At 67.4% G+C, this 18,171-nt stretch carries 18 protein-coding genes and 1 other RNA gene; 10 read left to right on the top strand and 9 right to left on the bottom strand.

Annotated elements, in window-relative coordinates; translation table 11 throughout:
• Positions 1–30 precede the first annotated feature (30 nt).
• A complete protein-coding gene (gene nudC, locus C0R46_RS17825) occupies positions 31–978 on the bottom strand; it encodes an NAD(+) diphosphatase (protein ID WP_198598395.1) in 948 nt (315 codons plus the stop codon).
• The gene (locus C0R46_RS17820) at positions 975–1,388 is read right to left on the bottom strand and encodes an HIT domain-containing protein (protein WP_102961104.1); all 414 of its coding nucleotides are present in this window, start codon (positions 1,386–1,388) and stop codon (positions 975–977) included. The genes nudC and C0R46_RS17820 overlap by 4 nt, the downstream gene beginning before the upstream one ends.
• Positions 1,389–1,473: 85 nt before the next feature.
• Here C0R46_RS17820 and ffs point away from each other — a divergent pair.
• An RNA gene (gene ffs / locus C0R46_RS17815) (signal recognition particle sRNA small type) lies at positions 1,474–1,571 on the top strand.
• A gap of 65 nt (positions 1,572–1,636) precedes the next feature.
• Here ffs and C0R46_RS17810 read toward each other — a convergent pair.
• Complete coding sequence (locus C0R46_RS17810; RefSeq protein WP_102961020.1) at positions 1,637–2,242, bottom strand: methyltransferase family protein; 606 nt, start codon at positions 2,240–2,242, stop codon at positions 1,637–1,639.
• 247 nt (positions 2,243–2,489) lie between these two features.
• Here C0R46_RS17810 and C0R46_RS17805 point away from each other — a divergent pair, with 247 nt between their 5' ends.
• Genes C0R46_RS17805 through C0R46_RS17790 form a run of 4 tightly spaced genes read left to right on the top strand, consistent with a single transcriptional unit; the run spans position 2,490 to position 6,737 of the window.
• Complete coding sequence (locus C0R46_RS17805; protein WP_425349904.1) at positions 2,490–4,484, top strand: DNA polymerase III subunit gamma/tau; 1,995 nt, start codon at positions 2,490–2,492, stop codon at positions 4,482–4,484.
• Entirely contained in the window at positions 4,481–4,804 is a 324-nt protein-coding gene (locus C0R46_RS17800; RefSeq protein ID WP_102961018.1) for a YbaB/EbfC family nucleoid-associated protein, read from the top strand. Before C0R46_RS17805 ends, C0R46_RS17800 begins: the two co-directional genes overlap by 4 nt.
• A 20-nt stretch (positions 4,805–4,824) precedes the next feature.
• Positions 4,825–5,430, top strand: coding sequence for a recombination mediator RecR (gene recR / locus C0R46_RS17795; protein ID WP_102961017.1), 606 nt, complete (start codon positions 4,825–4,827; stop codon positions 5,428–5,430).
• A 53-nt stretch (positions 5,431–5,483) separates the two neighbouring features.
• Complete coding sequence (locus C0R46_RS17790; protein WP_102961016.1) at positions 5,484–6,737, top strand: lytic murein transglycosylase; 1,254 nt, start codon at positions 5,484–5,486, stop codon at positions 6,735–6,737.
• Positions 6,738–7,105: 368 nt separating this feature from the next.
• Here the strand turns inward: C0R46_RS17790 and C0R46_RS17785 are convergent, their stop codons facing one another.
• Positions 7,106–8,659, bottom strand: a complete 1,554-nt coding sequence (locus C0R46_RS17785; RefSeq protein ID WP_102961015.1) for a serine protease — start codon at positions 8,657–8,659, stop codon at positions 7,106–7,108.
• Between the two features lie 143 nt (positions 8,660–8,802).
• Positions 8,803–9,894, bottom strand: a complete 1,092-nt coding sequence (locus C0R46_RS17780; RefSeq protein ID WP_245413658.1) for a DNA recombination protein RmuC — start codon at positions 9,892–9,894, stop codon at positions 8,803–8,805.
• Positions 9,895–10,091: 197 nt separating this feature from the next.
• Here C0R46_RS17780 and def point away from each other — a divergent pair, with 197 nt between their 5' ends.
• From def to truA, 3 genes are read left to right on the top strand one after another with little or no spacing between them, the layout of a single operon-like run.
• Positions 10,092–10,604, top strand: a complete 513-nt coding sequence (def, locus tag C0R46_RS17775; protein ID WP_102961014.1) for a peptide deformylase — start codon at positions 10,092–10,094, stop codon at positions 10,602–10,604.
• 59 nt (positions 10,605–10,663) lie between these two features.
• Entirely contained in the window at positions 10,664–11,647 is a 984-nt protein-coding gene (gene fmt, locus C0R46_RS17770) for a methionyl-tRNA formyltransferase (RefSeq protein ID WP_102961013.1), read from the top strand.
• A gap of 1 nt (position 11,648) precedes the next feature.
• Positions 11,649–12,464 (top strand): tRNA pseudouridine(38-40) synthase TruA, encoded by an 816-nt coding sequence (gene truA / locus C0R46_RS17765; RefSeq protein WP_102961012.1) that lies wholly within the window; start codon positions 11,649–11,651, stop codon positions 12,462–12,464.
• On the opposite strand, the gene C0R46_RS17760 is transcribed toward truA, so the two are convergent.
• Positions 12,422–13,024 carry a hypothetical protein gene (locus C0R46_RS17760; protein WP_102961011.1) on the bottom strand — a complete coding sequence of 201 codons (603 nt, stop codon included), beginning with the start codon at positions 13,022–13,024 and terminating at the stop codon, positions 12,422–12,424. The two genes, truA and C0R46_RS17760, sit on opposite strands and share 43 nt — an antisense overlap.
• Positions 13,017–14,207 (bottom strand): succinyl-diaminopimelate desuccinylase, encoded by a 1,191-nt coding sequence (gene dapE / locus C0R46_RS17755; protein WP_102961010.1) that lies wholly within the window; start codon positions 14,205–14,207, stop codon positions 13,017–13,019. Before dapE ends, C0R46_RS17760 begins: the two co-directional genes overlap by 8 nt.
• Before the next feature lie 156 nt (positions 14,208–14,363).
• On the opposite strand from dapE, the gene C0R46_RS17750 reads away from it, so the two are divergent.
• Positions 14,364–15,701 carry a lytic transglycosylase domain-containing protein gene (locus C0R46_RS17750; RefSeq protein WP_157944682.1) on the top strand — a complete coding sequence of 446 codons (1,338 nt, stop codon included), beginning with the start codon at positions 14,364–14,366 and terminating at the stop codon, positions 15,699–15,701.
• 271 nt (positions 15,702–15,972) lie between these two features.
• On the opposite strand, the gene dapD is transcribed toward C0R46_RS17750, so the two are convergent.
• On the bottom strand, positions 15,973–16,833 hold the full coding sequence (dapD, locus tag C0R46_RS17745; RefSeq protein WP_102961008.1) for a 2,3,4,5-tetrahydropyridine-2,6-dicarboxylate N-succinyltransferase: 861 nt from the start codon (positions 16,831–16,833) through the stop codon (positions 15,973–15,975).
• A 163-nt stretch (positions 16,834–16,996) separates the two neighbouring features.
• On the opposite strand from dapD, the gene C0R46_RS17740 reads away from it, so the two are divergent.
• Positions 16,997–17,299: a hypothetical protein gene (locus C0R46_RS17740; RefSeq protein ID WP_102961007.1), complete on the top strand. Its 303-nt coding sequence runs from the start codon at positions 16,997–16,999 to the stop codon at positions 17,297–17,299.
• A 49-nt stretch (positions 17,300–17,348) separates the two neighbouring features.
• Here C0R46_RS17740 and C0R46_RS17735 read toward each other — a convergent pair whose 3' ends face one another.
• A complete protein-coding gene (locus C0R46_RS17735) occupies positions 17,349–18,068 on the bottom strand; it encodes a pyrimidine 5'-nucleotidase (protein WP_102961006.1) in 720 nt (239 codons plus the stop codon).
• Positions 18,069–18,171: the final 103 nt, after the last annotated feature.

Raw genomic sequence — 18,171 nt, 5'->3', positions numbered from 1 at the left:
AGCCGTAGAGCATGTCCGGCCGGAAATGCTCTAGACCTCGCCATCGGCAAAGGCCTTGATCAGGTGGTGCGCGATGGCAAAGCGCCCGGGCAGCATCAGTCCGTCCGGATGGCGCCCTTCGAACATCTGCCGCACCTCGGCGCGGGCGAACCAGCGGCAGTCCTCCAGCTCCGTCGCGTCAAAGAGGATCTCCGTGCCGGCAGCAAGCGCGGTGCAGCCGATCATCAGCGATCCCGGAAATGGCCAGGGCTGCGAGGCGAGGTAGCTGACGGCGCCGACCTTGATGCCGGCCTCCTCCAGCGTCTCGCGTCTCACGGCATCCTCGATCGTCTCGCCCGCTTCGACGAAGCCGGCAAGGCACGACCAGAAGCCCGGCTTGAAGCGCGGCTGCCGGCCGAGGATGCAGCGGCCGGCGCCGTCATGCACCAGCATGATCGTGACCGGCTCGATGCGCGGGAAGATGACCTCTCCGCAGGCTGTGCAGCGACGCCTGAGGCCGGCGGCCTCGGACACCGTCGCCCCGCCGCAGCAGCCGCAAAAGCGGTTGCGCGCGTGCCAGCCGAGGAGATGCGTCGCCTGCGCCAGGCGGCCTTCGGTGTCGGCGTCGACCAGCATGCCTTCGGCGATGCCGCGCAGTTCGTAGGCGGCAATCCCGCCGTCCGCCGGCGGCATTGCTGGCAGCCTTGCGGCCAGAACGGGCCGGCCCATCGGATCGGTGCCGAGCAGCACGGCCTCGCCAAATTCAGCGCCGAGGCGCTCCGCGGCAGAAACGCTGAAGGCGAACCCCTCCCGATCGCCCGGCGCCAGCCAGTTTCGGTCCGCGGTGAGGTAGACAACGGCATCCGGATGCTCCAGCGCCGTCGTCAGCGTTGCCGCGCCACGATGCTCGCTGTCCCGAAAGAGCCGGTTGCCGGCAAAGCCGGTGCGGGCGCTCATCTCGGCGGGCTGCGCAGCGCGCCCGTTCTGGATGCCGCTCATGCGGAAAGGACCGCCTCGCGCACACGCTCCAGCAACTCGGAAGCCTCCATCTCGCCATAGGGGATCGCGCTGCCATGGCCCCAGACGGGCCCCGGCCAGTTCGCGTCGCCGGCGCTGCGCGCGACGATATGGAGGTGGAACATCGACACGACATTGCCGAGCGTGCCGATATTCAGCTTGTCGGCGCGGGTGATGCGCTTCAGCACGGGGGCCACCAGCGACACCTCGAAGGTCAGCATCGTCTGGTCGAGCGGCGTCAGCTCGTGGAACTCGACGACGTCATTGCGCTGCGGAACGAGGATCAGCCAGGGCCAGCGCCGGTCGTTCATCAGCCGCAGCTCGCAGAGGCCGAGGCGTCCGACCGCGAATGTGTCTCGCGTCAACCGAGGATCCAGTTCGAAAGCCCGCATCGATTCCCCCAAGCGGCACGGCGCAACGGCGCCGCGATTGCCGAGCGCTTGCATTTAGATCGCGAACCAACGATATGTAGCGGTGGGAGGTTGGTAGTGGACGAGCCACTCGCCAACCGGGTCAGGTCCGGAAGGAAGCAGCCCCAACGAGCCACGGCACGGGTCATCGTGCCAGCCTCCCACCTTTCCCATCCTAGCGTGCGAATGAGCTATGGGGCGTCGACCGGCCCCTTGCTGGCGGCTGCAAGTCACGGCAGCCGCAGCAGAACCGGCACGAGCCCACTGTCCTGCAGCCATTCCACACCTTCCAGCAGCGGCATCGAGACGAAGAAGACGAGCCCGTCGGCGAGCGTCGAATAGATGCGCCTCGTGCGGATCGACAGCTCCTTCTCGTCGCGGAAAAGGGCCGGGTTCGGGATGAACCGCGGCACGCGGGCGAGATAGGCTTCGTAGGCGGGACCGAACTCTCCCCGCAGGAATCTTTCTTCCCGGCGAATGACGATCTGGAACGCGGCCACGCAGCCGAGCATCGCGACGACGGCAATGGTGATGCTGCCGGTCTGCGCGCCAAGCCCCGCCGCGCCGATGCTGGAGAACACGTAAAGCGGGTTGCGGGTGATCGAGTAGGGTCCGCTGTCGACCACCTCGGCCGCCTTGCGTCCGCCGATATACAGCGTGCACCACATGCGTCCGATGATCGCGATGGCGATGAGGCCGAGGCCGACGGCTTCGATCAGCTCATGGATCAGGTCGTCCTCCCAGCTGGATCGGACGAACAGGAGGATGAGGAGCGCGGCAGCGAGAACGGCTGCGAGCACGAAGCGGCGGAGCCGCTGGTAGCGGTGGAGAGCCATGGCACCGTGAGAGGAGGGCGCTGCGGGAGGAGCGGGTGGTTCCGCATGATACGGTCTGCTCCGCCAAGATGCCAAGATTGTGGAACGCGGTCACCAACGCCATCTTGATGTCGAACCAGCTTGCGTCTTTCAGCCCGACGCCGCAGAACCGTCCGGCTCCGCTCACGGGATCGTCCATGCCGAACCGCTTCACCTGCCTTGCTCGACGCACGCCCTTGGCGGCGCAGCGGAGGCGTGCGCGGTGAGCGTGGAGACCGAGGCACTGGCAGAGGCGCTCGCCAAGCCGTACCGGGTGCTTGCCCGCAAGTACCGGCCGAAGAGTTTTGACGACCTGATCGGCCAGGCGCCTATGGTGCGCACCCTGACCAACGCCTTCGACACAGGCCGCATCGCCCAGGCCTGGATGCTCACCGGTGTGCGCGGCGTCGGCAAGACCACGACGGCGCGCATCCTCGCCCGCGCGCTGAACTTCCAGACCGACGAGATCGGGCAGCCGACCATTGCCATGCGCGGCCTGGGCATCCACTGCCAGGCGATCATGGAAGGACGCCATGTCGACGTTGTCGAGATGGACGCGGCCTCGCATACCGGTATCGACGATATCCGCGAGATCATCGCGCAGGTGCGCTACCGGCCGGTGTCGGCGCGCTACAAGGTCTACATCATCGACGAAGTTCACATGCTGTCGAACCAGGCCTTCAACGGCCTGTTGAAGACGCTGGAGGAGCCGCCGGAGCACGCCAAGTTCGTCTTCGCCACGACCGAGATCCGGAAGGTTCCGATCACGGTGCTGTCGCGCTGCCAGCGCTTCGACCTGCGCCGCGTCGATACGGTGACGATGATCTCCCACCTGCGCGGCATCACCGAAGCCGAAGGGGTCAAGGCCGACGACGACGCGCTGCGGCTGATCGCGCGCGCGGCGGAAGGCTCGGTGCGCGACGCGCTGTCGCTGACGGACCAGGCGATCGCCCATGGCGCCGGCACCATCGACGCCGCAACGGTGCAGGACATGCTCGGCCTTGCCGACCGTGTCCGTATCATCGATCTCTTCGAGCATCTGATGAAGGGAGACGGCGCCGCCGCGCTGGCCGAGCTGCGGGCGCAGTACACGGCCGGTGCCGACCCTGTCGTCATCTTGTCGGACCTCGCCGACTTCACCCACCTCGTCACCATGCTGCGCTACGTGCCGGACGCGACGGACGACGCCTCGCTGTCGCCGGCAGAGATCGAGCGCGGCCTTGCCTTCTCCTCGAAGCTCTCGGTCCGCACCCTGTCGCAGGTCTGGCAGATGCTGTTGAAGGCGATCGAGGAGGCGCGGGCCGCGGTCTCGCCGCGCCAGGCCGCCGAGATGGCGCTGATCCGCATCGCACATGCCGCCGACCTTCCGGCGCCCGAAGACCTCCTGCGCATGCTGCGCTCCGGCGAGCCGCTGCCGGCGCTGCCAAGTGGGCCGGTACGGGACGCGCCGGCGGTGACAAACGGCCGCGATGGCGGCTCCTCCATGCAGTCCGCCGCAGCCGCATCGGCCGCAGGTGGCGCGCCGCGCGCGGCTGCCGCAGCGCCCCGGCCGATGGCAGGCAGCAGTGCCGCGCCGGCCACCGCCGCCGCGCCGGCTGCGACAAGCCTGGCGCCGCGGCCGCAGCTCTCGATCGCCCCGCGCAGCGAAGCCGCGCCAGCTCTGGCCGCCGCGCCTAAGCCTGCGCCGGCAGGGCCCGAAGTCGAGATCGGCTCCATCGCCGCGCTGGCGGACCTTGCGGAGGAGAAGCGCGATTCGCTGATGCGCGTATCGATCCGCCGCTATCTGCGCCTCGTATCCATTGAGCCCGGCCGCATCGAGGTGGCGCTGAAGGATGGTGCGCCGCGGACCTTGCCGGGCGATCTGTCGCGTCGGCTGCACGACTGGACCGGCCGGCGCTGGGTCGTCAGCGTCGCCAGCTCCGGCGGTGCCGAGACGCTGGAGGAGACCGAGCGCAACCGGCGCGACGCCCTCCTGTCCGATGCGACGAGTGATCCCGAGGTGGCGGCGATCCTGGCGGCCTTTCCGGGCGCCAAGGTCACCGACGTGCGGCTGCGGGGGGAGGCCGAGGCCGTAGCCGAGGCCGCCGGGGCGACCGTGCTGCCGGAGCCCGCTGCTGGCGAACTGGAGCCGGACGTTGAGACGGCTGAAGACGAGTTCCCCGATCATCCGGGCATCGACCCGATCGAGGATGACGACGAAGACGACGAGGAGACGCTGTCGTGAAAGACCTGATGGGCATGATGAAGCAGGCGAAAGCCATGCAGGAGAAGATGCAGGGCCTGCAGGAGGAGATCGCCGGCCTCGAAGTCGTCGGCCAGTCCGGCGGCGGCGTCGTGTCCGTCACGCTCAGCGGCAAGGGCGAGTTGACCGCCATCGGCATCGATCCGAGCCTCCTGAAGGAAGGCGAGAAGGATATTCTGGAGGATCTGGTGGTTGCGGCCCATGCCGACGCCAAGGGCAAGCTGGACCTCGCCATCCAGGAGCGCACGCAGGAACTGACCTCGGGTCTGCAGCTGCCGGGCGGGATGAAGTTTCCATTCTGACCGCAGGCTCCTGACGTTAGATGGCGAAATCGATTGCAGGGCCGGAGATCGAGCGGCTGATCCAGCTGCTTGCCAAGCTCCCCGGCCTCGGCCCCCGCTCGGCACGGCGCGCGACGCTGCACCTCGTCAAACGGCGGGAGCAGCTGCTGGCGCCGCTCACCACCGCAATGGGTGAGGCGCTGGCGCATGTGCGCGTCTGCTCGGCCTGCGGCAACATCGACACGCGCGACCCCTGCACGATCTGCTGCGACCCCGGGCGCGACCAGTCGACGGTCGTGGTGGTCGAGGATGTCGCCGATCTCTGGGCGCTGGAGCGCGCCAAGGCGCTGAACGCCGCCTACCACGTGCTTGGCGGCGTCCTGTCGCCGCTGGAGGGTGTCGGACCTGACGATCTCACCATCGGCCGGCTGGTGGATCGTGTCGCCGAAGGTAGGGTCAAGGAGCTGATCATCGCGGTCAACGCGACGGTCGAAGGGCAGACCACGGCGCACTACCTGATCGACCAGCTCGCCGGCTTCGACCTGAAGATCACCCGGCTCGCCCATGGCGTGCCGGTCGGCGGCGAGCTCGACTATCTCGACGAGGGCACATTGTCTGCCGCGATGCGCTCGCGCACGGCGTTCTGACGCTGGCCTCGATCGCCTGCATCGATCATGCCGCGCATGGAGAGGGAGACGGGATGAGGATGATCCTTCGCGCCGCGACGATCGCGATGGCTGTGGTGCTGGCGATGCTGCCGCTGGCGAGCCGTCCGGCTTTTGCCGACGATGCTGCGATCCGCAAAGGCTTCCGCGCCTTCCTCGAGGCTGACATCTGGCCCGATGCCCGGAAGCGCGGCGTGCCCCGCGCGATCTTCGATGCGGCCTTCGATGGCGTCTCGCCCAATCTGAAGCTGCCGGACCTGCAACTGCCGGGCCAGCCGGAGACGGTGGAGGAGGTCAACTTCCAGGCCGAGTTCAAGAGCCCGGCCGCCTATTTCGACGAGGCGCAGCTGAAGCGCCTGTCGGCCAAGGGACGCACGCTGCTCGCCGAGAACAAGCGCGTCCTGTCGCGCATCGAGGCCGCCTATGGCGTACCGGCGCCGATCATCGTCGCCATATGGGGCCGCGAATCCGGCTTCGGCGCCGCCAAGATCCCCAACAACGCCTTCGAGGTGCTCGGTACCAAGGCCTACCTCTCGCGCCGCAAGGCAATGTTCCGCGAGGAGCTGCTGGCGGCGCTGGAGATCGTCGCCGACGGGCATCTGAGGGTCTCCGACATGCGCTCTTCCTGGGCCGGCGCGCTCGGTCAGCCGCAGTTCATGCCGTCGAAGTTCCTGAAGCTTGCGGTCGATTTCGACGGCGATGGCCGCAAGGACATCTGGCGTTCGGTACCCGACACGCTAGCGTCGATCGCCAACTATCTTCGACAGGCCGGCTGGACGCCGGGCCGGGACTGGGGATTCGAGGCGAACCTGCCGGAGTCGGTCTCCTGCGCGCTGGAAGGGCCAGATCGCGGGCAGCCGATCAGTGCCTTCGTCGACACGGGTGTGCGCCGTGTGTCCGGCAAGGCGTTTCCCGCAGCCGAGCTGAAGGCCAAGGGCCATCTCATGCTGCCGGAGGGCCGGCTCGGCCCGACCTTCGTGGTGACGCCGAACTTCTACGTCCTGAAGGACTACAACAACTCCGACCTCTATGCGCTTTTCATCGGCCATCTCGCCGATCGCATGAGCGGTGGAACGGGTTTCGCCGGACGCTGGACGAAGACGGAAGGCCTGACGCGCGGCGATGTCGCCCGCCTGCAGCGCAAGCTCGAGGCGATGGGTTCCGACGTCGGTGGCGCGGATGGGCTGCCGGGCTTCAAGACCCGCCGCTCCATCGGTCTCGCTGAGGAAAAGCAGGGCCTGGATGTCACCTGCTGGCCATCCAAGTCGCTGCTGCGCGCACTTCGATGACCGAACGGCCTTATCGTAGTCGGACTGCCGGTCTCCGGCAGACGGCTTCTTAACGCTTCGTTGAGGATGCCTTCGGAAAGGCTCGCGCCGTTGCGCAAGGGTCCTATTCGCTGCGGCAGCTGTCGGACTAGCTTCTAGGTCTCGGCCAGGAGAGCGCGCCCCGAGCGTGGCGCGTGACGCGGTGGAGTTGCCTGGGGAGGCAGCGGGGAAGTTCCGTTCTCGAACGGAACTTCCCCGATCCAGTCGCCCGCTACCGACGAATCACTTACCGGAGGAACGGGTACTCACACGCGTCTCCCGCCGGCCGAACTGGCAAAAGGTTCGGACCACGGGTTCATCGGACGGCAGGGCCGTCCCTGCGTTTCGGCTTACTCGTTGCCAAGGCAGAGCACCGGCAGGACAGCATCCTTCACCTTGGCCGTAGCGTCTGGGACGCTCTCCAGAGCAGCGCCTGCATCGGCGGTCTCGAACTCGATACCGTTCTCGGTCAGGAACTTCGTCGCGGCATCCGTGCGGATGGCGAAGTTGATGGACTGCGGGATGTCGCCGGTGACGTCGGCGACCGCGACGGCGTTCAGCTTGGCGGTCACGACGCCGACGACGCGGCCGGCGAGATCGATGAGCGGGCCACCCGAGTTGCCCGGCTGGACCGGCGCCGAGATCTGCAGGTAGTTGGGGTCGTTCATCAGGCCCATCAGCGACGAGACGTTGCCGCGGGTGACGTTGAGGCTGTCGGCCAGGATCGAGCGCAGCGGGAAGCCGAGCGCCAGGATGTCCTCGCCGAGGCGCGGCTTGGTCGCGGAGATCGGCAGCGGCTCGGCCAGCTTAGCCTCGACATGGATCAGCGCCAGGTCGTTGGCCTTGTCGATGATGCGGCGATCCGAGGCGCCGAGGTCGCCGACAAGGATCGTTTTGCAGGCGCCGGCGACATGCGCGTTGGTCAGGATCCAGCCGTCACGGGACACGACGAAGCCGGTGCCCGACGTATCGGACGGACCGTTGCCGATCTCGGCGCGACGATCGTGGTCCGAGGGCTGGCTGCGCGCCGCGGGCTCCTGCGGCAGCTCGAAGAGATGCGGGTTGGCCGGATCGGAATAGGCCATCGCATAGCGGGTGCCCTCCGGCGAGCGGCGGGCCGCGCTGATCAGCTCGCGCAGGCTGCGGCCATTCTGGTTGGAGGCGACCAGCGCATCCTCCGGCTCGCCGGCGAACGGGTCGACGAGGTTCGAAGCGACCGCAACATAAGGCTTCATCCGCTCGGCCTGCGCAGCGGCATAGGAGGCCGAGAAGCCGCGCAACTCGTCGCCGCGATCCTGGAAGCGGATGAAGTAGGCGCGGCCCTTTTCCTCGCCGGCGACCGTAAACCACGATCCGCCGAACTCCGCGGCCGTGACGGAGCGGTCCGGCGTCGCCGTCGACAGCGCTGCGTAGAGGCCTGACAGCGTCTTGTTGCCGTCGGCGAGGCGGACGGTCTCGATCTCGATCGATTCGTCGGCCGAACGCCAGACGCGGCCGACACTCGTGCGGCCGAGATCGCGCACCAGAGCGAGCGGCAGCGGCAGGGTCACACCGGTGGTCGCGTCGGCAACGTTCATGAGGCCGAGCTGCGACTGGATGCGATCGCTTTCCTCGACCAGCTGGCGCAGCAGCGGCTCGCTGATCACGCCATCAGCAGTGAGACCATGGCGGGCCTGGAAGTCGCGAATCGCCCGGAGGCTGCCGGCGCCGATGTCGCCATCGAACGCACCGGCATAGTCGCCCGTCCAGGCGAGCCGCATCTGCAGGCCCTTCCGGAAGGCGGCATCGGTCTGGCTGTTATAGGCGTCGGACAGCGCGCTTGCGGCCTGAACCGGAGCAGAAAAAGCTGCCGGAACCGCCGAAAGAACTAGGCTCGCCACCAAGGCGTGAACTGCGCGACGCATCCCACTCTCCACAGTCAAGTGTCGTGCAAGCAACGTCAACGGATCGTTTTTTGATCCACCGCGCCTTTACTTTTTGTTAGGGCGATGCATCACCAATGCGGCATCCGGCCCGACTGCACGTCGATGCTTGATTAATGCAACTGTCACGAAGCAAACTGCTTTGTGAGGCTTTCACTATCGTCGCCGAGATCCACCGCTTCGATCCGCTCGCCCCGCTTCAGGAGCTTCTCGGTCGAGACCAGGATCTGGTCGATGTCGCGTCCTGTATGGGCGAAATGGGTCCGCAGCGCCGCCACGCGTGCATCGAGCCGCGCAAGATCCTCGGTGAGAAGCCGCACCTCCTTCTGGATGCGGCCGGCTTCCGCTCGCATGCGGGCGTCCTTCAGCACCGCCTGGACGACCTGGATCGACAACATCAGCAGTGACGGCGAGACGATCACCACCCGCGCCCGATGCGCCTTCTGCACGACATCGTCAAAGCTCTCGTGCAACTCCGCGAAGATCGACTCGGATGGCACGAACAGGAAGGCGGTGTCCTGTGTCTCGCCGGGCACGAGGTATTTCTCGGCGATGGCGCGCACATGCACGTCCATGTCGCGCCGCAGACGTTGGCCGGCAAAGCTGCGCGCCTCCTCGCTTTCGGCAGCATGGATGGCCGTCCAAGCCTCCAGCGGGAACTTCGCGTCGATGGCGAGTGCCGGCGCGCCGTTCGGCATCAGCACCAGACAGTCCGGCCGCTTGCCGTTGGAGAGCGTCGCCTGGAAGGAATAGGCTCCGGCCGGGAGCGCATCCTGGATGATCGCCTGCATCCGCCCTTCGCCGAAGGCGCCGCGGGTCTGCTTGTTGGCGAGGATGTCCTGCAGCCGCACCACCTCGCCGGCCAGACCCTTGATCTCGTTCTGCGCCCGGTCGATCACGGCAAGACGCTCCGACAGGGCGGAGAGGCTCGCCTTGGTGTCCCGCGTCGTCTCGATGATGCTCTGGCCGACGCGGCTGCTCATGCCGTCCAGCCGCTCTGAGACGGCGCGGGCGAGCTCGGCCTGCCGCGTGCCGAGGATCTCGGTCATGCTCTGCATCCGACCGGTGATCTCGGCTTGCGAACGCAGCACCGCGTCGAGCCGCGTCTCGCCGTCCTCGGCCCGGACATCGGCCTCACGCAGCAATGCGGCCACGTCCGCTCGCGTCCGCAGCCACAACGCGGCGAAGAGGATGGCGAGGCCAACCGCGATCGTCATGGCCAGGCTCACCCGCACACCCGCCATGGAAAGAACGGGACGGGAGAGAATCGTCGGGAGGTCGGACAGGTCCATCCGCACAGCGTAGCGGAAGATGCGGGGTTTCACCAGATCAAAGGGTGAACATCGATATGTCCGCCTCGTGTCCGGTGTCGCCTCCGATTGACCGTTCTTCGGCCAGCGCTTAGTTGACGAATATGACGATCAAGCCGCTCATCATCCTCCCCGATCCACTGCTCCGCGAGGTCTCGCGTCCGGTGGAGACGGTTGACGATCAGGTGCGGCGGCTCTCCGCTGACATGCTGGAGACGATGTATGACGCGCCCGGCATCGGCCTTGCGGCGATCCAGGTCGGCGAGCCGCTCCGCATGCTGGTGATCGACGTTGCGCGGGAAGGCGAGGAGAAGGCGCCACGCGTCTTCCTCAATCCGGAGATCGTCGCCGCGACGGACGAACGCAACACCTATGAGGAAGGCTGCCTCTCGATCCCCGACTACTATGCGGAGGTGGAGCGGCCGGCCGGCGTGACGGTGCGTTATCTCGGCCTCGACGGGGCCATGCATGAGGAGCAGGCGGACGGGATCCTGGCCACCTGCCTGCAGCACGAGATCGATCACCTCAACGGCGTCCTCTTCATCGACCACATCTCGAAGCTGAAGCGCGACATGGTGGTGAAGAAGTTCACCAAGGCCGCCCGCAAGATCGGCTGACGCCCCACAGGCTGACACCTGCGGGCTGTCGCCTCCAGGCCACTTCCGAAGGAGGAGCGATGCCGCTCCGCATCGTCTTCATGGGCACGCCGGCCTTTTCCGTGCCGACGCTGATGGCGCTCGCCGAAGCCGGCTACGATATCGCTGCCGTCTACACGCAGCCGGCCCGGCGTGCCGGGCGCCGCGGCCTGGAACTGACGGCCTCGCCCGTGGAAGCCGAAGCGCGGCGGCTGGGCCTTGCCGTTGTGACACCGGAGAACTTCAAGGACGCGGCAGACCGCGAGGCCTTCGCGGCGCTGAAACCGGACGTCGCCATCGTCGTTGCCTACGGCCTGCTGCTGCCGCAGGCGATCCTCGACGTGCCGCGCCATGGCTGCCTTAACGGCCATGCCTCACTGCTGCCGCGCTGGCGCGGCGCGGCGCCCATCCAACGGGCGATCGAGGCCGGTGACCGCAGCACCGGGATGATGGTGATGCGGATGGAGAAGGGGCTCGATACCGGTCCGGTTGCGCTTTTCGAGGAGATCCTGATCGGCGGCACCGAGACGGCCGGCGAGTTGCACGACCGCCTGTCGCGTCTCTCGGCGACCTTGATGGTACGGGCACTGGCGCAGCTTGAGGCGGGCACGCTCGCCTTCGAGGACCAGGCAAGCCTGGCTGCGCGCACGGGGCGTGAGCCGGTCTATGCCAGGAAGATCGACAAGGCCGAAGCTGAAATCGACTTCACGCAGGCGGCCGAGGCCGTCGCGTCACGGATCAACGCCTTCTCGCCCTTTCCTGGCGCCTGGACGACGATCCCCTTCGGCGGCAAGCCGGAACGGGTGAAGCTGCTGCGCGCCGAAGCCGTGCGGGCAGATCCGTCCGGCTCGATCAGTATCGAGGGAGAGCCAGGCACCGCCGTCGATGCGGCGCTGACGGTGGCCTGCGGCTCGGGCGCGGTGCGCCTCCTGGAACTGCAGCGGGCAGGCGGGCGGCCTCTGGCTGCGGCAGAGCTTCTGCGCGGCACGCTAATCGCCGCCGGTACGCGGCTGGGCGCTGCTTGAGATGCCGCGCTTCAAACTCACAGTGGAATATGACGGCCGGCCCTATTGTGGCTGGCAGCGGCAGGCGAATGGCCTCTCTGTTCAGGAGGCGATCGAGATCGCGTTGCAGGCCTTTACCGGCGAGGCGGTGACGCTGTTCGGCGCCGGCCGCACCGACGCAGGCGTCCATGCCAGCGGGCAGGTGGCCCATTGCGACCTGTCCCGCGACTGGACCGGCGACACGGTCCGTGACGCGCTGAATGCGCACTTACGTGAGGAATCGGTCTCGATCCTCTCCGCCGAGCCTGTGCCGGACAGCTTCGATGCCCGCTTCTCCGCGCGCAAGCGGCACTACCTCTACCGCATCTTCAACCGTCGTCCGCCACCGGCGCTTCTGGCGGGCCAGGTCTGGTGGGTGTGGAAGCCGCTCGACGTCGAGGCGATGGACAAGGCGGCGAAGCGCCTTCTCGGCACGCATGATTTCAACACCTTCCGCTCCGCCCACTGCCAGGCGAAGAGCCCGGTCCGCACGCTGGAGCGGCTGGACGTGGTGCGCGGTCCCGGCGACGAGGTGCATATCCACGCCTCGGCGCAGTCCTTCCTGCACAACCAGATCCGCTCCTTCGCAGGGTCGCTGAAGCTGATCGGAGAGGCGCGCTGGAGCGAGGACGATCTTGTCGCGGCGCTCCAGTCGCGCGACCGCAAGCGCTGCGGCCCAGTCGCGCCGCCGGACGGGCTGTATTTGACGCGGGTCGACTATACCGGCGAACGGCGGTTGAGCCTGCCCGGTGATGGTCAGATCAGCTCGATGCCGGTGACATCGCCAACTGCGGCGTAGCTGAGAAGCGAGGCGACGACCATCAGCGCGGTGATGGCGATTGCCGCCGAGTAGTCCCTGTCCGTCGCGACGAAGAGCAGCCGCGCCGTCAGCACCACCATTGCCAGCGTCATCAGGCTGCTGAGGAGCAGCATGCCCTCGCCGGCGCCGAACAGCATCATCAGCACCCAGTAAGGTGCGGTTGCCCAGCTGAGGAGCGCACTGCCCCAGTTCCCCGCAACCACGATGGGCACAATCGTGCGCGTCATGCCGAGCGGGCGCGCGAGCATCATCAGGATCAGCACCGGCAGCAGCCAGGCGGTCAGATCGGCGGCGGCATGGGCGGCATAGACCGTCAGTGGTCCGGCAAGCCTTGAGGCATCGGCAGGCTGCAGCGACTCGGATGCGATCCAGGAGAGGGCGATCGGCGGCAGCGCCACCACCAGGGCCGAAAAGGACGTCCAGAACCCGTCGGCCGTGAGGTCGAGGCCGCGCAGCCCGTCCGCATGGCCCAGCATCATCCGCCAGCTGGCCGAGAAATAGCGCAGCACCTCGTCCAGGCGCGGAAAGGCACTATCCATGCGCGGCGAACCAGCGGTCGATGAAGACCTCGTAGATACGCGTCAGCGTTTCGAGATCGGCAAGCGGCACCCGCTCGTTGGTCATGTGCATCGTCTTGCCCACGAGACCGAACTCCACCACCGGGCAATAATCTTTGATGAAGCGGGCATCGGAGGTGCCGCCGGAGGTGGAAAGCTCCGGCCGTCGTCCCGTCACGGCCTCCACGGCGCCGCTGAGCGATTCGATCAGCGCATCGTCGCGCGTCAGGAACACCTCCGCCGGCCGCTCCCGCCATTCCAGCGTGAAGCGCGCGGGCGCATCGCGGCCCTGCCGCAGCGCGGTTGCCGCCGCGGCCGCTTCCAGCCTCGACCGGATCTCGGCCTGAAGGCTGGCGGGTGTCCAGATGTCGTTGAAGCGAATGTTGAAGGCGGCGCTGGCCCGCGCCGGAATGACGTTCACCGAGGGGTTGCCGGTATCGACCGCGGTGACTTCGAGGTTGGTGGCCTGGAACCGCTCGTTGCCGGCGTCGAGCGGTTCGCGCATCAGCGCGTCCAGCATCTGCGTCAAGCTGCGCAGTGGATTGTCGGCGAGATGCGGATAGGCGACATGCCCCTGCACGCCCTCCACGGTGATATGCCCCGAGATCGAGCCGCGCCGGCCGATCTTGATCATGTCGCCCATAGCTTGCGGGTTCGTGGGCTCCCCGACCACGCAGGCATCGAAGCGCTCGCCGCGCTCCGCCGCCCACTGGAGAAGCTTGTCGGTTCCATTGACCGCCGGCCCTTCCTCGTCGCCGGTGATCAGCAGCGAAACCTGACCGGCCGGGACACCATGATGCCCGACGTGCCTGGCGAGAGCCGCGATGAAGCAGGCGATGCCGCCCTTCATGTCGACCGCGCCGCGCCCATAGAGCTCGCCGTCCTCGACCGCTGCCGCGAAGGGCGGGTGTCGCCAGCCTGCCTCGTCTCCGGGGGGCACGACGTCGGTGTGCCCGGCAAAGGCGAGATGAGGGCCGTCTGTGCCGAGCCGCGCAGCCAAGTTTTCCACATCCGGCGTTCCGGCCTCGGTGAAGACCGGGCGATGGCAGTCGAAGCCGAGGGAGGACAGCATCGCCTCCAGCTCGCTCAGCGCACCGCCTTCGGCAGGGGTAACGGACGGGCAGCGGATGAGGCGGGACAGGACGGCGGCGGGATCGTTCAGCATGGCCGGAGCAGATAGCTTAAAGCGTGCAGGCCTGCCACACTGGCGTTGCCGAGGTGATTCCGTTGGGGAATGCGGCAAGCCTCGATCCAATCCTGCCACGTTTCGGCCTTCTTTCCCAAGGAGACCCTAACGAGCGAAACAGGTGAGGGGATCACCATGACGGTACGCGGCTGGACCCTGGTCGGCTTCGACGCCCAACGCTTGATCGGGTCAGCCGCTGTGCTGGCAGGAACTTTGACGCTCGGGGCCTGTGTTTCCGAGGGCCCGCAGCTCGCCAAGCGGACGAGCGTAGCGCCTGCAACGGCCGATGTAGCATCGGCAGCGCCGTCCGCCGCAGCTGGGAGCGCCGTCGCCAAGACGGCCGATGCGGATGCCCCGGACAGCAAGAGCGGCGTAGCGCTCGCTTCCGCGGATGCGGCGAAGACCGCGAAAGCCGGCACGATCGCCACGGACAAGACCTCGCGCGTTGCCGCAAAGGCTGATGTGGCCGCGGACACTGCGGCCGCCGTGCAGGTTGCGGATGCAACTCAGGCCAAACCGCAGATCGCCGCCGTCACGGCTTTACAGGGTGAGGACGGCGCCGCGCAGCGTCGCCTGTCCGTCGTCCAGTCGGCCCGCCAGGCGGTGGCGCTTGCAGCCAAGGATGTGCCGGCCGTCGCAGACGCGTCCGAGCTGCCCCAGGCTCCGGTCGCGATCGCAGTGTCGGACACGACCGGTTCGATCAGCGGCAGCGCCACCATCGACCGCCTCATCGAGAGCTATGCGGCCGAGAACAACATCCCGAGCGAGCTCGCCTATGCCGTTGTGCATACGGAAAGCCGCTACAATCCGAATGCCCGGGGCAGCGGCGTCTACGGTCTCTCGCAGATCAAGCCCTCGACCGCCCGGGGCCTCGGCTTCTCCGGCCCGGCCTCGGCGCTGCTCGATCCTGCCACCAACCTCAAATACGGCATGAAATACCTCTCCGGTGCGTGGGAGAAGAGCGGCCACGACGTCTGCGGCACCTCGATGCGCTACAAGGCCGGCCACCGTGCCACGCGCATGAGCCGGGCAACGCTGGCTTACTGCTCGTCGGTGAAGTCGCACATGGCCGAGGTGCGCAGCCGTATGCCGAAGACGCTGAAGGCAGGCGTTGTTCTGGCTGCTGCCGAGACCGGCAAGCTGGTTCGCGCGGTGAAGCCGACCCTGTCCACCGCTCTGCAGCCCATCGCCGCCGCCGCGGTGCTCCCCGGCGTATCCTGGGGCAAGGGCGCGACCAAGACCGAAGCGGCCGCGGCGCAGCCCGCCGAAGCGGCAAGGACGGTGGCCTCCGCCGAGGCACCGAAGCCGACTCTCGCGCCGCGCACGTCGTTGTTTGCCCGTGCCGGCTCATCCGCCAAGGGCGGCCGAATCGCCGCCGCCTCGTCGCTGGACGCCGGACGTTTTGACACCAGCGCGCCGGCCGCTTCCGAGACAGCTGCCATCGACGGCTCGTCCGGCATCGGTTTCCGCTGAGCGAGCGCCCAGCCGCAAGATTACATTGAGTTCAGGCCAGGCGCTCGAGGGCGCCGACCACCCGACATCTTCGCGGGTTCCGGCCGGCGCGCCATACGCCGCACGGCCTCATCGCACCGTCGCATGCGTGTCTCGGGCGGCTCTCAGCCGCTGCGGCACGCCCGGGCGGTTGCTGCATCAGTCATGAACGTCGTCGAAGCGGCGTAGAGCATCAGCTCCGCGAGCCGCCGTCCTTCAGCCGCCCGCAGCGCCCCGCCCCAGACAGCGCAGCTCAGCTGCGCAGGAGATCGTTGATCGAAGTCTTCGACCGCGTCTTCTCGTCGACCCGCTTGACGATCACAGCGCAGTAGAGGCCCGGCCCCGGCTCGCCATTGCCCATCGGCTTGCCCGGCAGCGTACCGGCGACGACGACGGAGTAGGGCGGTACCTCGCCATAGGTGATCGAACCGGTGGCGCGATCGACGATCTTAGTCGACTGGCCGATGAAGACGCCCATGCCGAGCACCGAGCCTTCGCGCACGATGCAGCCCTCGACCACCTCCGAGCGCGCGCCGATGAAGCAGTTGTCCTCGATGATCGTCGGCCCGGCCTGCATCGGCTCCAGGACGCCGCCGATTCCGACGCCGCCGGAGAGGTGAACGTGGCGGCCGATCTGCGCACAGGAGCCGACCGTGGCCCAGCCGTCCACCATCGATCCCTCGCCGACATAGGCGCCGAGATTGACGAAGGAGGGCATCAGGATGACGCCCTTGTCGATGAAGGCCGAACGCCGCACGATCGATCCGGGCACGGCACGGATACCGCTTGTCCGGAAGCGCTCCGCGTCCCAGCCGGCGAACTTCGATGGCACCTTGTCCCACCAGGGGGCACCACCGGCACCGCCTTCGATGATCGCCATGTCGCTCAGCCGGAAGGACAGGAGCACGGCCTTCTTCAGCCACTGGTTGACGTGCCAGGTCCCATCCTCGCCGCGCTCGGCGACGCGGGCCGCGCCGCTGTCCAGAAGCTCCAGAGCCGTATCGACCGCGTCGCGCACCTCGCCCTTCGTCGAGGCGGAAACCGTGTCGCGCGCTTCGAAGGCGCTCTCGATGGTGGATTCGAGGGCGGCTCGGGTCTGCGCGGGCACGGTCATCGGCAAGATCTCGTTCTCGACTGAAAGGGCCTGCCGTTCCTATTGGAAGGGGTTCGGAGGGTCAATCAAGCCACGCCTGCTGCCGTGAGGAACCATGACGGCAAGGCTCCCGTTCGATTCCAAAGGCTGCCGGGTGGCAGCGTGGTCCTGCGGAGGCAGTACGATGTCGGACACCGATTCCCAGATGATGCGGCGCCAGCAGGCGCTCGATGTGCCGGAGCATATCGATGAGGACGAGACGGAGGGTCGGCATGATCGCTCCGACTCGGACGGCCGCAGCCGCGCCGATCGCGAGGCGGCGCTGCGCGGCGAGGCGACCCAAGCCAACGAGCAAATGGACGCGGTATTTGCCGAAAACGGCGGGGGCACCGGGCGCGGCAAGGCCGAGGCCGACATGCTCAGCGATGCCGCCACCGACGGCAAGGCTTCGCTCGCCCATCCGGGGCGTTCGCTTCTCGGCGATTGATAACGGAGAGCTTTTCGGCGCCCGCCCCAGCGGCGGGCGCGGCGTTATCTCAATGGATGGCGCGCAGGAACGCGGTCAGGTCGTCGGTGACATAATCGATGTGTTCGCCATCGCGCCCTTCGTGCTCCCAGACGTCGCCGAAGGTCGTCTCGAAGTTGCGTGGCACGATCAGAACCGTGCGCATGCCGAGGCGCTTCGGCACTTCCAGATTGCGGGCGAGATCCTCGAACATGACCGCGTGTTCGGCATCGACCCGGTGCAGCCCCATGAACTTGTCGTAAGTCGCGGAAGCGGGCTTGGGCAAAAGGTCGGCGGCAACGAGGTCGAAGATGTCCTCGAAATGATCGAGGATACCGAGTGCTCGCGCCGTCCGCTCCGCATGGCCGCGATCGCCATTGGTGAAGATGAACTTGCGCCCCGGGAGCGCCTTGATCTCCGCGCCGAGCTCCGGATCGGGCAAGAGGCGCGAGTAGTCGATGTCGTGGACGTACTGCAGGAAGGCGTCCGGATCGACCTCATGCTCGCTCATCAGCCCGCGCAGCGTCGTGCCGTAGCGGCGGTAGAAATCCTTCTGCCGCACCCGTGCCTCTTCGGGCGGTAGCGACAGGAGCTTGGCGACGAAGGACGTCATGCGCTCGTCGATCTGCGCAAAGAGGTTCGTGTGCCGCGGATAAAGCGTGTTGTCGAGATCGAACACCCAGTCGCGCACGTCGGAGAAGTCGCGGCGGTCGGCTTCGGCCGTCTGCTTGATGGCTGGCTGGGCTGTCATTGCTCGGATGGGACTTTCGCTTTGCGGACGATGCAGTTCGGACGCTTGATCTTACCGGCTCAAGCTGGCGGCAGGCCTAACGTCTGGAGCGATCGACGCTTAA

This window comes from Mangrovicella endophytica (genome assembly GCF_002893625.1).
Classification (GTDB): Bacteria; Pseudomonadota; Alphaproteobacteria; order Rhizobiales; family Rhizobiaceae; genus Mangrovicella; species Mangrovicella endophytica.
The sequence above is the reverse complement of the archived record's forward strand: the minus strand, read 5'-3'. Positions and strand labels throughout refer to the sequence as shown.

Excerpts from the sequence above, each read along its gene's own strand:
- nudC (WP_198598395.1), bottom strand. The coding sequence starts at position 978 with ATGAGCGGCATCCAGAACGGGCGCGCTGCGCAGCCCGCCGAGATGAGC.
- C0R46_RS17820 (WP_102961104.1), bottom strand. The coding sequence starts at position 1,388 with ATGCGGGCTTTCGAACTGGATCCTCGGTTGACGCGAGACACATTCGCG.
- C0R46_RS17810 (WP_102961020.1), bottom strand. The coding sequence starts at position 2,242 with ATGGCTCTCCACCGCTACCAGCGGCTCCGCCGCTTCGTGCTCGCAGCC.
- recR (WP_102961017.1), top strand. The coding sequence starts at position 4,825 with ATGGCGAAATCGATTGCAGGGCCGGAGATCGAGCGGCTGATCCAGCTG.
- C0R46_RS17790 (WP_102961016.1), top strand. The coding sequence starts at position 5,484 with ATGAGGATGATCCTTCGCGCCGCGACGATCGCGATGGCTGTGGTGCTG.
- C0R46_RS17785 (WP_102961015.1), bottom strand. The coding sequence starts at position 8,659 with ATGCGTCGCGCAGTTCACGCCTTGGTGGCGAGCCTAGTTCTTTCGGCG.
- C0R46_RS17780 (WP_245413658.1), bottom strand. The coding sequence starts at position 9,894 with ATGACGATCGCGGTTGGCCTCGCCATCCTCTTCGCCGCGTTGTGGCTG.
- def (WP_102961014.1), top strand. The coding sequence starts at position 10,092 with ATGACGATCAAGCCGCTCATCATCCTCCCCGATCCACTGCTCCGCGAG.
- fmt (WP_102961013.1), top strand. The coding sequence starts at position 10,664 with ATGCCGCTCCGCATCGTCTTCATGGGCACGCCGGCCTTTTCCGTGCCG.
- truA (WP_102961012.1), top strand. The coding sequence starts at position 11,649 with ATGCCGCGCTTCAAACTCACAGTGGAATATGACGGCCGGCCCTATTGT.
- C0R46_RS17760 (WP_102961011.1), bottom strand. The coding sequence starts at position 13,024 with ATGGATAGTGCCTTTCCGCGCCTGGACGAGGTGCTGCGCTATTTCTCG.
- dapE (WP_102961010.1), bottom strand. The coding sequence starts at position 14,207 with ATGCTGAACGATCCCGCCGCCGTCCTGTCCCGCCTCATCCGCTGCCCG.
- C0R46_RS17750 (WP_157944682.1), top strand. The coding sequence starts at position 14,364 with ATGACGGTACGCGGCTGGACCCTGGTCGGCTTCGACGCCCAACGCTTG.
- dapD (WP_102961008.1), bottom strand. The coding sequence starts at position 16,833 with ATGACCGTGCCCGCGCAGACCCGAGCCGCCCTCGAATCCACCATCGAG.
- C0R46_RS17740 (WP_102961007.1), top strand. The coding sequence starts at position 16,997 with ATGTCGGACACCGATTCCCAGATGATGCGGCGCCAGCAGGCGCTCGAT.
- C0R46_RS17735 (WP_102961006.1), bottom strand. The coding sequence starts at position 18,068 with ATGACAGCCCAGCCAGCCATCAAGCAGACGGCCGAAGCCGACCGCCGC.